This is a genomic window from Shewanella decolorationis S12, assembly GCF_000485795.1.
Lineage (GTDB): Bacteria > Pseudomonadota > Gammaproteobacteria > Enterobacterales > Shewanellaceae > Shewanella > Shewanella decolorationis.
This window is the reverse complement of the sequence record NZ_AXZL01000076.1, coordinates 553,672-568,237: the sequence shown is the minus strand read 5'-3', so window position 1 is coordinate 568,237 and position 14,566 is coordinate 553,672. Positions and strand designations below refer to the sequence as shown.

Sequence of the window (14,566 nt, the reverse complement as noted above, 5' to 3'; positions counted from 1 at the left end):
CATCAGTCTCTATAATGGAAACCTAATTTAACATAGCTGAGGAAATGACTATGACGGCAGTGCATGACGATAAGCGTCCCACCCTTGACCCCGCAGAAGATAATGCTTTTTTCCCTTCACCTTATTCATTAAGTCAATTTACGGCAGCGAAATCTGATCTCAGTGGTGCAGATTACCCCAACCCGTACAAAGGCGGGCGCTGGAAAATTCTGCTTGTTGGCGCCGATGAGCGCTATTTATTGACGGATAATGGGACGTTTTTCTCAACTGGTAATCATCCTGTTGAAACATTACTTCCTATGTACCATCTTGATAAAGCAGGCTTTTCATTTGATATAGCCACCCTGTCAGGTAATCCCGTTAAATTTGAATGGTGGGCTATGCCATCGGAGGATGAAGAGGTCAAAGGTTTATACCAAAAATATCACTCATCTTTTAGGCAGCCGCTTAAATTAGCCGACGTTGTACAAAATGCCCTTAGTGAAGACTCTGATTATATAGGGGTATTTATACCTGGTGGCCATGGAGCGCTTATCGGTTTGCCTGAGAGTGAAGATATGAAAGCGGTAATCAAATGGGCAATGGAGCAAGATAAATTTATCATTTCATTGTGCCATGGGCCTGCTGCATTTCTTGCTGTTGGCGATGACCCTTTGTTTGCGGGCTACCAAATTGTTGCTTTCCCTGATGCTATGGATGCCCAAACACCAGATATTGGTTATATGCCAGGACACCTCACTTGGAAGTTTGGCGAAAAGCTTAAAGCCATTGGGTTTGAAATCCTTAATGAAGGGATTTCAGGGCAAGCTCATCAGGATCGTAAGTTACTGACAGGAGATAGTCCTTTGGCTGGTAACTCCCTAGGCCAACTCGCGGCCAAGGTCTTACTCAATTCTGTTGAAAAAGGGTAAAACAAGATGCCCGCTGATGATATAACCCGCTTGTTATTAGAATTTGAAACTTGTCGCCATTTTTCAGCTATTCAACAAGGGCTTAGACAGCGGGCTCACCTTTATGGTTACGATAGAATTGTCCTGTTCTCAGCCTATTCGAGTCTCGATGGCATCATAGAGCGTATTTATTGGATTGAAGGCGATTGGTTTGACAATGGCAAAACCGTCGATGCTACCAGTTATATCCGTCAGTGCCCCGTGACTCACCATATCTTGGAAACTGCCCAACCCTTTTTTTGGACCAAGGCCATTGATGGTAAAGACGAAGAATATCATATCGTTAAAACACCAAAAGGGGCGGGTATACACGGCTTACAAATTCCCTTCTTTGGTCCCCTTGGCCTAGAGGGCGCAATGAGCCTTGGCGGCAAATCCATCGACAGCTCCGCCAAGGCTCGCCTCGAGCTAACTCTGTTGTCTAGCGCTGCTTTTGCCGCCGCTCGTCGTCTATTAGAGGCTCAAGAACCGCAAACTCAAACGCTCTCAAAACGTGAAAAGCAAGTGCTGTCATGGACTGCATTAGGTAAACGACAAGGCGATATCGCCCTTGCACTCGGCCTTTCGACAAGAACAATTGAAAACCATCTACGCAATATTCGGATAAAACTGGGCGTAGCGACCACAGCAGAGGCGATTCGTATTGCGCTTCGCCTTGGTGATATTGAGGGGTAATACCACTGGCATATTGCAATGTTCCAATCTGGGCTTATCAGCGATTGTTCCATTGTTAATTCCCACCGATGACATTTGTCATCCGTAATTGCTGACAACTCACACTGCCGTGATTTAGCGGATGCAGGGATACTTAAGCCATACCAACAAGGAGGCTTAATCATGCAACATCAATCACTGGATCAACAACTTATCGAATACCGCCAAAAACGTGCTTTAGCTATGCCTGTATCAGGCATGATTGTATGGACGCTATTGTTTATCTTGAGTTTTATTTTGCCAGCATCGCAAATGGTGATGGCAACATTTATCGGCACGGGTTCTATTGTCTATCTTGCTATGGGAGTCTCACGTCTCACCGGTGAGAATATCTCCTTCAAGAAAAGCGCTGATCGTAATTGGTTTGAGACTGTGTTTTTGGCTGCGATGGGGATGAGTTTTTTAACCTTTAGCATCAGTATTCCCTTTTTTATGGAAAACTATTTAGCCTTGCCCTTCGCCCTTGCTGTACAAACAGGATTAATGTGGTTGGTTTTCGGCGTGTTAGCGGCGCAAAAGGTGGCCATTGTGCATGCGATTGTGCGCACTGTGGCTTGCGTGGCAGCCTTTATGTTATGGCCTGAGTTGAGCTTTCAGCTTCAACCTTTGATTGTAGTGGTGTGTTATGGTTTTTCGATTCCACTCATGGAACGTCGTTGGAAGATTCAGCAAAATCTTTGTGTTGCAAGTTAGTCTTGCGGCCTTACGGCCGAGGTAAGTCAAAGTCGTGGGGCTTTAACCCATACCTTATGTAGAAGTTTAGTGATTGCGGCCTTACGGCCGAGGTAAATCAAAGTCGTGGGGCTTCACCCCACACCCGATAATAATGCTGGTTTGTTTAGCGTTTGAATTGGCAAGATTATCGCTGTGGGTATGTGAATGATTGCGGCCTAACGGCCGAGGTGAATCAAAGTCGTGGGTCTTCAACCCACACCCGACCAAAAGGGGAAAAACGCCTGTTCCCCTTTTGGAAATCCCCCGGCGTCCCTAGCGAAGTTACATGCATTAGAGACTGGCCTTGGTCTTATGGATAAATTGCTATCGCTTCCGAAGGCAACGTCCCTGTACCTACGAAAGCTAGCCGGACATCCATGTCCGGACTCACGCAATTTATTCCAACGCCCCGCGGCAACTTCGCAGGGGATGGTGAACTTCTGTTATATCGGTGTTGGCTCTAAATCCCAAAAGAGTTGTGCCTGTCCCATATTTCGTGGAGCCTATTCGTCTAGACTTATATCGTCGGGGTCTAAATCTCTAAACAATCTCTCTAAAAACTCAATACACTTATTACTATCGAAACTATTATTTGAATCTAAATGCTCAAAATATAAATTCGCTAAATTATTAATAGCATTGTCTTTTCTTTGTTTTTTACTGCTGTTACCACTAATGTCTGCAGGGTTAAAATAAAGATCAGCACAAAAATGTTGGACTTTAATTGAAGAACCACAGACAAGATTATGTTTAGAATTAAAAGAGAAATTATTAATATCGGTAGTTTCCACATTGTTAAGAATGCACTCTAGATCATCTTTAACTTCAGGATTTTTATTTGCTATGTACGATTTCAGACCATCACAACCTTCTAAATAACGTTTCCAATCTTCTAACACCATTTTACTATTGTTTTTTTTGATATAAACCAGTAATCCAGCGTGCTCGTCTCTTGTGACATAACGAGTTAGTAGTTGTAACAATCCCTCTAATATTTTACTGTTTGAGTAAGCTATCTTAGCTTCAGCAATCCACTTATGATCACCTAGCTGAACAGTTAAATCTACAGCACCATTTTTCTTTGTTTGTTCTGTAGCAATATATCCGGCTTCTTCAAGCCGCCCAGCAATAACTCCGGTTATTGAATCTTCATCATGTGAAAAATGCTTATCCCTTGAATCTTCTAGCTTTTTAAAGATAGTATCCAGTCTAGCATATAGGACATCTATGAAAGCGTTATAATGATTTTCACAAGATTTCGCTATTTGTTGAAGCTTCTTTTTACCTTCTGGCGTTGATATTAAAACTTCAAACAACTCTTGATCGGTTTTATTCACGTCACAACTTACTCGCTAATCAAGTTACAATAAAAACCTAGTCGCGATGGCTCGAAGTTATCTATTGGATAACCAGTCTCATCTTCAACAGGTGGAGTATTGTTATTGAGGCTATCAATAAAGCACTCTCTATCAATTCTGATATCAGTGCCATCGAAATCAAAATAGCAAAATGTAACGTTTAGTAGTGCATTTCTACCCACTGAGAAATAATTTGCCACATCTAGAGCTTGATTGGCATCTTTACACTTGGCTGCAGTAAGTAACTTAGTTATTGGATAGTAAGTATGATCTGGATTATCAGAAACAAAAGTTAAGAAATTTCTGTATATATTGACATTAGATGAATCCTCATCTTTTAGCCTCTCGGCCAACCGATCGAGTCTAGCCGAATATTCCTTAATCCTACTTTCAATACTCATTATTAGCTTCTCGCTATAGCATCAGTAATGATTAAATTCAAAGCTGCACTTGTTTGCGGTTTTTTTACTTGTACGCACCAGCAAAAATTTGCTTCCCATGTGTTTTTGTGAGGAAAAAAGCTGATATCCATCTCACCAGTACTGATTCCTGTGTAGGGCTTTCTAAGTAAAATAGCCCGGCAAACGTAGTTGAAGTTGTTCTTTTTATCAACAACTTGCTGCGTTCTGGCACAGTAATCTTTACTTCGTAAGCTTTTCAATTCCGCATCTTTACTATCTTGACCTGTAGTCAAAATTGCATGCGCTATTCGACCTGAAGTTGGATCATTAAAATAAGATTCAATACATTTAAAGAAATTCACTTGTGTGGTTGGGTAGTGAACTCCTTTTTGACCAATAATATTTTGGAATTCAATTTTGATCGCTGTAGCGTGTTTCTCATGGTACCTTGTTGGAGCATTATCTGTTATCCGAACCTCGATTCTATCGGCAGCGTAAGGTACAAAGACAGTATGAAAGTACTGTGAGGTAATCACTCCAGCAGTCATAGTTCGATACCCTGGTAGCGATTCTTTTACTATAGACGCAAAGATACAAGCAATTCCATCTCCCATATCAGCTACTTTACAAAGGTACTCCCCTGCGGCAGGATTAACGGAGTTAAAATCGACTAAAGCGGGGTAAGTTTGAGCAAAGATATTGTTAACAGGTTGTCCAACTAAGGCTGACAATTCCTGCCTGATTTGGATTGCATCTTTCTGTGAAACTTTGTAAATAGTGTAATGATGATTAGCCGATATAATGACTCTATCAACCAGGTTCTCTAAATTATCAACTGTACAATTTTGGTACTTGCTATTCGTTGACTTTATATCTTCGTCAATATTAACAGCAGTTTTCTCCCAGCGATTAGAAATGCGGAAGCCGTAATTCGCTCCGACTACACGAGCAAAAGATTGCTCACCTGTGCTTTCTAATCCTTTCAACAATACCTGTTGTTTAGTAGGCGTAGCTGTTGAAGGTACAGTTGCTGCTGAAGACATTCATTAATCCAGTTAGAGTTTTCTACGTTACCTAAAGTATCGCATAATCAATTACATCCATCTATTAAACTTTTGTGTTAATGTTCTTCAAAGATGAAACATGTATATCTTTTTCAGTTAACCGCAGCCAACACCAATACACCAGCAGTTCACCTTCCCCTGCGAAGTTGCCGCGGGGCGTTGGAATAAATTGCGTGAGTCCGGTCATGGATGACCGGCTAGCTTTCGCAGGTGCAGGGACGCATCCTTCGGAAGCGATAGCAATTTATCCATAAGACCAAGGCCAGTCTCTAATGCATGTAACTTCGCTAGGGGCGGCAAGGGAGATCCAAGAGGGAATTGCTGTTGATCCCCTCTTGGTCGGGTGTGGGTTGAAGACCCACGACTTTGATTCATCTCGGCCGTAAGGCCGCAATTTCTAATCGCGATTCACAGCGATAACTTTGTTAGTGATACACCAAACAAATCATCACAATTGATTGAGGGTGAAGCCCCACGATCTTGATTCACCTCGGCCGTTAGGCCGCAATGACTCCGGCGGTAAAGCCGCATCAAAACTCAAATTGTCGCATTCCGCGACAACAAAAAAGCCACTGTGGTCAGTGGCTTTTATCATAGAAATCAAGATGTAAGCGATTCGGCTTAGTCCAGATTGGGTTCTTCGCTATAGTCCAAACCATGGTAGCTTAGGCAAGCGTCCACTTCATTGGCGCTACCGAGGATAACAGCAACGCGTTGGTGAATTTGCGTTGGTTGAATATCCAGAATGGTTTCATAACCGGTAGAGGCTTTACCGCCAGCTTGCTCGACTAAAAGGGCCATTGGGTTGGCTTCGTACATTAAACGCAGCTTGTATGGCTTTTTCGGATCTTTATTGTCGGTTGGGTAAGTAAAGATACCGCCGCGAGAAAGTACGCGGTGCACGTCACCCACCATGGCGGCAATCCAGCGCATGTTGAAGGATTTTTCGCGCGGGCCAATTTTGCCTAGCAGTAAATCGGCGATATAGGTCTGCATTGGCGCTTCCCAAAAACGTTGGTTCGACATGTTAATGGCGAACTCTTGGGTGTCTGGGCTGATGCTCATGGCCGCGTTGGTCAGTAAAAATTCGTTGGTTTCTGGGTGCAAGGTAAAGAGTTGCACGCCTTGGCCTGTGGTGAGCGCGAGCATGGTTGATGGGCCGTAGAGCACATAACCTGCGGCTAACTGATTGCGGCCAGATTGTAAAAAGCTCGTTTCAGTCAGCTCGCCAGCAGGGGCGGGCAGGACAGAGAAAATGGTGCCGACCAGCGAGTTGATATCGATATTCGATGAACCATCTAAAGGGTCGAAACACACCAGATATTGACCATTGGCGCTGACTTCAACCACATGATCTTCTTCCTCTGAGGCTAAGCCGCGCACTGTACCGTCGGCTTTTAATGCATCTTTGAGCATATCGTTGGTGATGATATCCAGTTTTTTCTGGGTTTCACCTTGCACGTTTTCCTGTTCGGTCGCGCCTAACACGCCAGCTAAGGCACCGTGGCGCACGGCATGGCTGATGGCTTTGGAGGTGTCGGCTAAGGTCAAAATCAGTTGCGCGAGGGATTCGTTCACTGCCTTTGAGGTTAAGTGCTGGGCAAGAGTCTGCATGTTAGGTCCTTTAGGGGTTCAACATTGAGGTCAATTTCATTATTTGCCGCGAATAATAACTCAGTTAGTCGACAATTTCAGCGATGTTGCTGTGGGTTTTACGCAATTTAGGTTGTTACCGTTATCTGTTATCGCAAGGCGATGTTGGTTATCTTGAAAATTGAGCTAATTTAAGGAGTTTGCCTGCTAATTTGTATCTGTATATTGCCTGCGCTTTTTATTTAGGCTTTGCCTCTGGCACAATGGCGGCAGTTATTTAATCGCCACCTAAAGGCGAATATGCTTCCAAGGAATAATAATGACTAAAAATGGGTTAGCTTCTTCCCTGCGCTCGGTGACATTGGGCGCCTCATCCCTACTGATAGCGAGTCAACTGGCCATGGTTTCTAGCGCGATATTGACCCCCGCCTATGCGCTTGAGGGCGGCACAACGCCGCTGACTATCGAGCGCATGAATGCGTCGCCTGCCTTGGCGGGCACCAGTCCCCGTGGATTAAAGTTATCCCCCGATGGCCAGAGGGTGACCTACCTTGCGGGGCGTAAAGACAACCAGAACTTTTACGATCTCTGGCAGATGGACGTGAAAACGGGCGAATCTAGCCTATTGCTAAATGCCGATAAGCTGGCGAGCAATGAACTGTCCGATGAAGAAAAGGCCCGCCGCGAGCGCCAACGTATTTATGGCGAAGGCATTATGGAATATTTCTGGGCCGACGATAGCAAGGCGCTGTTGATCCCTGCCTCGGGTAATTTGTATTACTTCTCCTTGGCGGATAACAGCGTTAGCTTACTGCCGATTGGCGAGGGCTTTGCCACCGATGCTCGCCTATCGCCCAAGGGCAACTTTGTATCTTTCGTGCGGGACCAAAATCTGTATGTGCTCAATTTAGCAACTAAAAAGCTTGAGGCCATGACCACAGATGGTGGCGGCGCGATTAAAAATGCCATGGCAGAATTTGTCGCCCAGGAAGAAATGGATCGCATGACGGGTTACTGGTGGGCTCCCGATGAGTCGGCCATCGCCTTTACCCGTATCGATGAGTCTGGCGTTGAGTTAGTCACCCGCAATGAAATCTACGCCGATGGCATTAAGCTTACCGAGCAGCGTTATCCGGCGGCGGGTAAAAACAATGTCGAGATCCAACTGGGCGTGGTGACGTTAAGTAATAAAGCCATCAATTGGGTGACCTTAAGCGATGATAAAAATAAGGATATTTACCTGCCTCGCGTCGATTGGTTGCCCGATAGCAAGCATTTATCCTTCCAGTGGCAGAGCCGCGATCAACAAAAATTAGACCTGCAACTGGTGGCGCTCGATGCGCTGACCAAGCCGAAAACCTTAGTTAAAGAGCGTAGCGATGCTTGGGTGAATCTTAACAATGACCTGCACTTCTTAAAGCAACAATCGGCCTTTATTTGGGCCTCGGAGCGCGACGGCTTTAATCATCTGTATTTGTTTGACCTAAAAGGTAAGCTGAAGACCCAATTGACCAAGGGCAATTGGGCGGTCGATGAGCTGGAATATATCGATGAAACCGCAGGTTGGGTGTATTTCACTGGCCGTAAAGATACCCCAATCGAAAAACACCTCTACCGTGTACCTTTAGCGGGTGGCAAGGTTGAGCGCGTGAGCAGCGAGGCGGGGATGCACAATCCGGTATTTGCCGATAGTCAAAGCGTGTATCTGGATTATTTCAATAGTTTATCCCAGCCGCCTCAGATCAGTTTGCACGGTGATAAGGGCCAACATCTGGCGTGGGTGGAGCAGAACCAAGTCAAAGTTGGTCATCCTCTGTATGACTATGCTGGTCTGTGGCAATTGCCTGAGTTTAAAGAACTCAAGGCGGAAGATGGACAAGTCCTGCAAACGCGCCTCTTTAAACCTGTGCCCTTCGATGCGAGCAAAAAGTACCCCGTGGTGGTGCGCGTTTATGGCGGCCCACATGCGCAATTGGTGACTAATAGTTGGAGTGAGCAGGATTACTTTACCCAATACTTAGTGCAGCAAGGTTATGTGGTATTTCAACTGGATAACCGCGGCAGTGCCCACAGAGGCACTCAGTTCGAACAGGTGATTTACCGTCACTTGGGCGAAGCGGAAGTGAACGACCAAAAGGTTGGCGTCGATTATCTGCGCAGCTTGCCCTTTGTCGATAGCAATAATGTGGCGATTTATGGCCACAGTTACGGCGGTTATATGGCCTTGATGAGTCTATTTAAGGCGCCGGATTACTTTAAGGCGGCGATTTCGGGCGCGCCAGTTACCGATTGGCGCTTGTATGATACTCACTACACCGAGCGTTATCTCGCCCATCCCGCGAATAATGAACAAGGTTACGAAGCCAGTAGCGTGTTCCCCTATGTGAAAAACTATCAGTCGGGGCTATTGATGTACCACGGCATGGCCGACGATAACGTGTTGTTTGAAAACAGCACTCGCGTGTATAAGGCGCTGCAGGACGAAGGCAAACTGTTCCAGATGATTGATTATCCCGGCTCTAAGCATTCGATGCGCGGTGAGAAAGTGCGTAATCACTTATATCGCTCGCTGGCGGATTTCCTCGATAGACAGCTTAAAAGCGGCAAATAACTCACAGTAGAGCGCTGTTTAACCAAGCGTATGCCGTTAATCTAGCGCATGCAGTTATCCAAGAGTGAGGCTAACACCTCACTCTTTTTTTATACTCGGTATTTGGCTAATACCTTAGCTACCACCTTAGCGAGCACCTGAGTTAAGGCTGTGGATAGCGCTTGGTCGTGAGTAAGTGCTCCATTCCAATCGCTGCGCTTAAAGTCTGCGATGGCTATTTACGCTTGGCTATTCAATTTTAGCTAGTCAAGTTTGGCGGGGTGATAAAGCGGGGCAGAGGGTTTGCCATATTGCAGAGATAAAAAAACCAGATCCGAGGATCTGGTTTTTTATTATTCAAACGGACTTAGAAGATTAGTCTTCTAAGTTACCGCAGAAACGGTAGCCTTCACCGTGGATAGTCGCGATGATTTCTGGCGTATCTGGCAAGCTTTCGAAGTGCTTACGGATACGACGGATAGTCACGTCAACAGTACGGTCGTGTGGCTTTAACTCACGGCCAGTCATCTTCATCAGTAGATCGGCACGAGTTAAGATTTTGCCTGGGTTTTCAACAAAGTGCAGCATAGCGCGGAATTCGCTACGTGGCAGTTTGTAAGATTCACCCTGTGGGCTCACCAGAGAACGGCTATTGATCTCTAGGCTCCAATCGTTGAAACGGTAGTACTCGACAGAGCTCTTTTCTTCGACTTCGTTACCAGCGCTATTCACACGAGTCAGAAGGTTGCGAGCACGAATCGTCAATTCACGTGGGTTGAACGGCTTGGTAATATAATCGTCCGCGCCAATTTCAAGTCCAAGGATTTTGTCGACTTCGTTGTCACGGCCTGTCAGGAAGATCAGACCGATGTTGTTGATTTCACGTAATTCACGTGCCAACAACAGACCGTTTTTACCTGGTAGGTTAATGTCCATAACCACTAGGTTAATTTTGTTTTCCTGCATAGCCTTATGCATTTCTGCGCCATCATTGGCCTCAGTGACCACATACCCTTCTGCCTCGAAAATACTTCTCAGCGTGTTACGGGTAACGGCTTCATCTTCAACGATCAGAATGTGCGGATTTTGCATATTAATTACCTAAATTTTAACCAATTTTATTCTAACCATAAGAACCACTTACATCGGATCCTTATATTCATAAAATGTTGATACTTCCTCTAACTGCTCTGTGCTTCAAAGGAAAGATCTTTACGGCGACACGTCAGGATGTATATAAAGTGCACGTTTAAAGTGTAATACGTTAAAACGTAACTAGTATCAACTTCGATAAGCAATAGTTATAAATAGTTCCTTAACTATTGTTTTTTTTAAAATGTTTAAATGCTAACTCAAATGTAGAACACATTTTAAAAGATGTCTGGCTAGCTTAAGGTGATTTCGCAGATGAATCTAACAAACCCTTGTCAAGATTAAGCAAACTTAATGTTATCTGCTTAACTAGCCAATGGCGACATTGTACTCGTTTTAGGCATTTGTTAACAAATGAAATGTTAACAAATTTCTGGTTGAGGGCCTGATTTACCATGATATTTACTTTAGTCATTGATTAGTATAACTAATGTATTTCTAATTCTTGTGAGCCAGTTCACGCCTCTTTGGATTTTTGAGGCGCTCTGCTACACTAGCGCGGGTTCATTTTTCGACTAGACTACCAATGGACAACATGACTCAAGATTTGTGGCAGCATTATCAATCGCCGTTGTTTTTGCTTACTCAAGCATTATCCTGTGATTTCTCCTTTGCCGTAATAACCGCCCATAATCCCGCTTCAACCCTCCTTAGTCCCAGCCAAAACCGTTTACTCGACCGCCAACTCCTCCGTGATATTGAATTAATCGGTAGCCCCTATCGTGCAATGGTGGGCGCATCGCCAGATTTATCCCATATGGAAAAGAGCTGGGCGGTGTTTGTGGATAGAAATATGGCGCTGCAGCTAGGGAAAAAGTTTAATCAATATGCCATCTACATGGTTGAAAAGGGCGAGGTGAGTTTAGTGCCTTGCACCTTAACCGGACATACCGAGGTGTGTTTAGGCAGATTTAACGACTATGTTCGCTTAGTTTACGAACTGCCCGATTTAACGACTTAATCTCGTCAGCGCGGTTTCGACTCTCCAACTAAGCTTTGCCTCAGGGTAAGGCTCAGTTGGTTATTTTGTTATTTACGCCATCTCAGTGCTACAGCTTCTGACTTGTCTGCTTTAGCTACTCATCTTAAATTCCCATTGTTTTTAAAAGCGTTTATTGAATTTGTATATAGTGTGTGAAATTAGCATTGACTTCATTAGGGGTTTATTGCTACTTTTTTCGTCCCTTTCCGGCGGAAAGGAACAGAAGAGGAGCGTTAACTAGGTAGTCAGTCAGAGGAGCACAAACTCCAGCGATGATTGATGAGGGAGATTAACGCCGAGGCATAGATGTGGTTGCTGCATGTTTATGTCGGTCGCTTAGGCTGAATCCTAACGATTGTCACCTGTAATTGGTGGAGAGCTTCTGGTGACGATTGCTGTTTCCCTTCTATTGGGGTGCGTATCATTGAGCACCAGGCTCTTCGAACGAAGTTAGTTCGGAGCGTAATCATGTTAGTTAATCAATATCTTATCCTTGTTTGTGCCGTGTCTTCTGCTTCTGCGGAGGTACGATAATGTCTCTTGTTGTCGCAAAATTTGGTGGTACCTCAGTCGCCGATTACGGTGCAATGAATCGCTGCGCCGATATCGTACTGGGCAATCCCGATTGCCGTTTAGTGGTGGTTAGTGCCTCCAGTGGCGTGACTAACCTTTTGGTTGAGCTCACCCAAGAGTCGATGAACGACGATGGTCGTTTACAGCGCTTAAAGCAAATCGCGCAAATTCAATACGCAATTTTAGATAAACTCGGTCGCCCCAACGATGTAGCCGCGGCATTGGATAAGCTATTAAGCCGTATGGCGGTATTGAGCGAAGCGCTAGCATCCCAGCGCAGCAAGGCCACCATGGATGAGTTATTGTCCCTTGGCGAGCAGTGTTCGTCGGCATTATTTGCGGCGGTATTGCGGGAAAAAGGCGCTAACTCGAGTGCCTTTGATGTGCGCCGTGTGCTGCGAACCGACAGCCATTTTGGCCGCGCCGAGCCACAGGTTGAGCAAATTGCCTCTCTCTCTCGTGAGCATTTACTGCCGCTGTTATCTGAACAAGTGATTGTGACTCAAGGTTTTATTGGTTCAGATGAAGCCGGACAAACCACTACGCTTGGCCGTGGCGGTAGTGACTATTCTGCGGCACTGTTAGCCGAAGCCTTAAAAGCCTCTGCGGTTGAGATTTGGACCGATGTGGCTGGGATTTACACGACCGATCCGCGCCTTGCGCCAAACGCCCATCCTATAGCCGAAATCAGTTTTAACGAAGCCGCCGAAATGGCGACTTTTGGTGCTAAAGTGCTGCATCCTGCGACGATTCTGCCTGCGGTGCGCCAACAAATTCAAGTGTTTGTCGGCTCAAGTAAGGAGCCTGAAAAGGGCGGCACGTGGATCCGTCATCAGGTTGAAGATGCGCCCGTGTTTCGCGCGGTTGCGCTGCGCCGCGACCAAACGCTACTCAATTTACACAGCCTGCAAATGTTGCATGCACAGGGCTTCTTGGCGGAAACCTTTGCCACACTGGCAAGACATAAGATCAGTGTGGACTTGATCACCACTTCCGAAGTTAACGTATCGCTCACCCTAGATAAAACCGGCTCTGATTCGAGCGGCCAAGGGCTGTTGAGCGAAGCGCTGTTGCAGGAATTATCACAGCATTGCCGCGTGCGTGTTGAAGATGGTTTAGCACTGGTGGCGATTATCGGTAACCGCATTGCCACCACCGCGGGCATTTGCCGCCGAGTGTTTGAAGTACTTGAGCCCCACAATGTGCGCATGATCTGCCAAGGCGCCAGCCCGCATAACTTGTGCGTATTGGTAGCCGAATCTGAAGCGGCGAAAGTGGTTAAGGCGCTGCACGAAAACCTGTTCGAAGGCGTGTAATATGCAACCGACTGCATCGTCTTTAACCATTGGGGAGCTTGCCGCAGGGCAAGCACTCACCCTGCCTATTTACCACTTTAAGCCAAGTGGCCAAGTCGCAGGCCCTAAAGTGTATATTCAGGCCAATGTTCACGGCGCCGAGGTGCAGGGCAATGCGGTGATTTTCCAGTTGATGAAGCAGCTCGAACGCTGCGATATCTTAGGGGAAATCACCTTAGTGCCCTTGGCAAATCCGCTGGGGATCAATCAAAAGAGTGGCGAGTTTACGCTGGGGCGTTTTGACCCTATCACAGGGGCAAACTGGAACCGTGAGTACTTAAATCACTCGATTGATTTACCCGCTTGGTACCGTGAGCATGCCGAGCTTAGCGATAGCGCACTTATCCAAGCTTACCGCAGCACCTTAGTCGAGGCGTGTCAGCAGCGTTTACGCAACGAGTGGGGCGTGACGACGGGTCACAGATTAGCGGTTAATCTGCAGGCCATGGCACACGAGGCGGATATAGTATTGGATCTGCATACCGGGCCTAAATCCTGTAAACATTTGTATTGCCCAGAATATGATATTGCTGCGGCGCAGTTTTTCTCGATTCCTTATACCTTAGTGATCCCCAATAGTTTTGGCGGGGCTATGGATGAAGCGGCATTTTGCCCTTGGTGGCAATTGAGTGAAGTGGCGAAAGCGCAGGGGAGGGATCTCGAGATTGCCGTTTCGGCCTTTACCTTGGAACTGGCGAGCCAAGAACGCATTTGCCTTGAGGATGCTTTAGTCGATGCCAAGGGCATTTTGGCCTATTTGAGCCATCGTGGGGTGATCGCCGAGCGAGTGGCGCCCGCAAAGATGCCGCGTTTTGGCTGTTATCTTAAGGATTACAAAAAGTACCATGCGCCTATGGCGGGGTTGGTGGAATATGTGGCGCCCGTGGGAGAGCCGCTTGCGACGGGTGAGACCTTAGTCAATCTGCTGCGCCTTGACTTATATGGCAGCGAGCGGGAGCTGACGGCGCTGAGCTTGCCGCAGGATTGTGTGCCCATACTCCATTTTGCCTCGGCGTCAGTGCATCAAGGCACTGAGCTTTATAAAGTCATGACGAATCTGTTTGAATTGCCACAGTAACGGCAATGGGTAAAACTAAACGCCAATCATGATATTGGCGTT

General features: G+C 46.1%; 12 protein-coding genes and 1 riboswitch. Of the genes, 7 read left to right on the top strand and 5 right to left on the bottom strand.

Annotation, left to right across the window (positions count from 1 at the left end):
• Nucleotides 1-50: 50 nt before the first annotated feature.
• The 3 genes from hchA to SHD_RS19515 all read left to right on the top strand — a co-directional run bounded on the left by hchA (nucleotide 51) and on the right by SHD_RS19515 (nucleotide 2,357).
• Nucleotides 51-911, top strand: coding sequence for a glyoxalase III HchA (hchA, locus tag SHD_RS19525; protein WP_023268707.1), 861 nt, complete (start codon nucleotides 51-53; stop codon nucleotides 909-911).
• A gap of 6 nt (nucleotides 912-917) precedes the next feature.
• Nucleotides 918-1,625, top strand: a complete 708-nt coding sequence (locus SHD_RS19520; protein WP_023268706.1) for a PA1136 family autoinducer-binding transcriptional regulator — start codon at nucleotides 918-920, stop codon at nucleotides 1,623-1,625.
• Nucleotides 1,626-1,787: 162 nt separating this feature from the next.
• The gene (locus tag SHD_RS19515) at nucleotides 1,788-2,357 is read left to right on the top strand and encodes a DUF7010 family protein (protein ID WP_023268705.1); all 570 of its coding nucleotides are present in this window, start codon (nucleotides 1,788-1,790) and stop codon (nucleotides 2,355-2,357) included.
• 524 nt (nucleotides 2,358-2,881) lie between these two features.
• Here SHD_RS19515 and SHD_RS21465 read toward each other — a convergent pair.
• The 4 genes from SHD_RS21465 to SHD_RS19495 form a co-directional block, all read right to left on the bottom strand.
• Nucleotides 2,882-3,715 carry a hypothetical protein gene (locus SHD_RS21465; RefSeq protein WP_023268704.1) on the bottom strand — a complete coding sequence of 278 codons (834 nt, stop codon included), beginning with the start codon at nucleotides 3,713-3,715 and terminating at the stop codon, nucleotides 2,882-2,884.
• Nucleotides 3,716-3,723: 8 nt separating this feature from the next.
• The gene (locus SHD_RS19505; protein ID WP_023268703.1) at nucleotides 3,724-4,137 is read right to left on the bottom strand and encodes a hypothetical protein; all 414 of its coding nucleotides are present in this window, start codon (nucleotides 4,135-4,137) and stop codon (nucleotides 3,724-3,726) included.
• A gap of 2 nt (nucleotides 4,138-4,139) precedes the next feature.
• Nucleotides 4,140-5,180, bottom strand: a complete 1,041-nt coding sequence (locus SHD_RS19500) for a hypothetical protein (RefSeq protein ID WP_023268702.1) — start codon at nucleotides 5,178-5,180, stop codon at nucleotides 4,140-4,142.
• 642 nt (nucleotides 5,181-5,822) lie between these two features.
• Entirely contained in the window at nucleotides 5,823-6,815 is a 993-nt protein-coding gene (locus SHD_RS19495; RefSeq protein ID WP_023268701.1) for a class 1 fructose-bisphosphatase, read from the bottom strand.
• 298 nt (nucleotides 6,816-7,113) lie between these two features.
• Between SHD_RS19495 and SHD_RS19490 the strand changes: the two genes are divergently transcribed.
• A complete protein-coding gene (locus SHD_RS19490) occupies nucleotides 7,114-9,405 on the top strand; it encodes a S9 family peptidase (protein WP_023268700.1) in 2,292 nt (763 codons plus the stop codon).
• A gap of 354 nt (nucleotides 9,406-9,759) precedes the next feature.
• On the opposite strand, the gene arcA is transcribed toward SHD_RS19490, so the two are convergent.
• Nucleotides 9,760-10,476 (bottom strand): two-component system response regulator ArcA, encoded by a 717-nt coding sequence (arcA, locus tag SHD_RS19485; RefSeq protein ID WP_007644695.1) that lies wholly within the window; start codon nucleotides 10,474-10,476, stop codon nucleotides 9,760-9,762.
• 586 nt (nucleotides 10,477-11,062) lie between these two features.
• Here arcA and SHD_RS19480 point away from each other — a divergent pair.
• The 3 genes from SHD_RS19480 (at nucleotide 11,063) to SHD_RS19470 (ending at nucleotide 14,524) form a co-directional block, all read left to right on the top strand.
• Nucleotides 11,063-11,497 carry a DUF3293 domain-containing protein gene (locus tag SHD_RS19480; protein WP_023268699.1) on the top strand — a complete coding sequence of 145 codons (435 nt, stop codon included), beginning with the start codon at nucleotides 11,063-11,065 and terminating at the stop codon, nucleotides 11,495-11,497.
• Between the two features lie 236 nt (nucleotides 11,498-11,733).
• Nucleotides 11,734-11,908, top strand: a riboswitch (Lysine riboswitch).
• A gap of 143 nt (nucleotides 11,909-12,051) precedes the next feature.
• On the top strand, nucleotides 12,052-13,407 hold the full coding sequence (lysC, locus tag SHD_RS19475) for a lysine-sensitive aspartokinase 3 (RefSeq protein ID WP_023268698.1): 1,356 nt from the start codon (nucleotides 12,052-12,054) through the stop codon (nucleotides 13,405-13,407).
• Between the two features lies 1 nt (nucleotide 13,408).
• On the top strand, nucleotides 13,409-14,524 hold the full coding sequence (locus tag SHD_RS19470; protein WP_023268697.1) for a succinylglutamate desuccinylase/aspartoacylase family protein: 1,116 nt from the start codon (nucleotides 13,409-13,411) through the stop codon (nucleotides 14,522-14,524).
• Nucleotides 14,525-14,566: the final 42 nt, after the last annotated feature.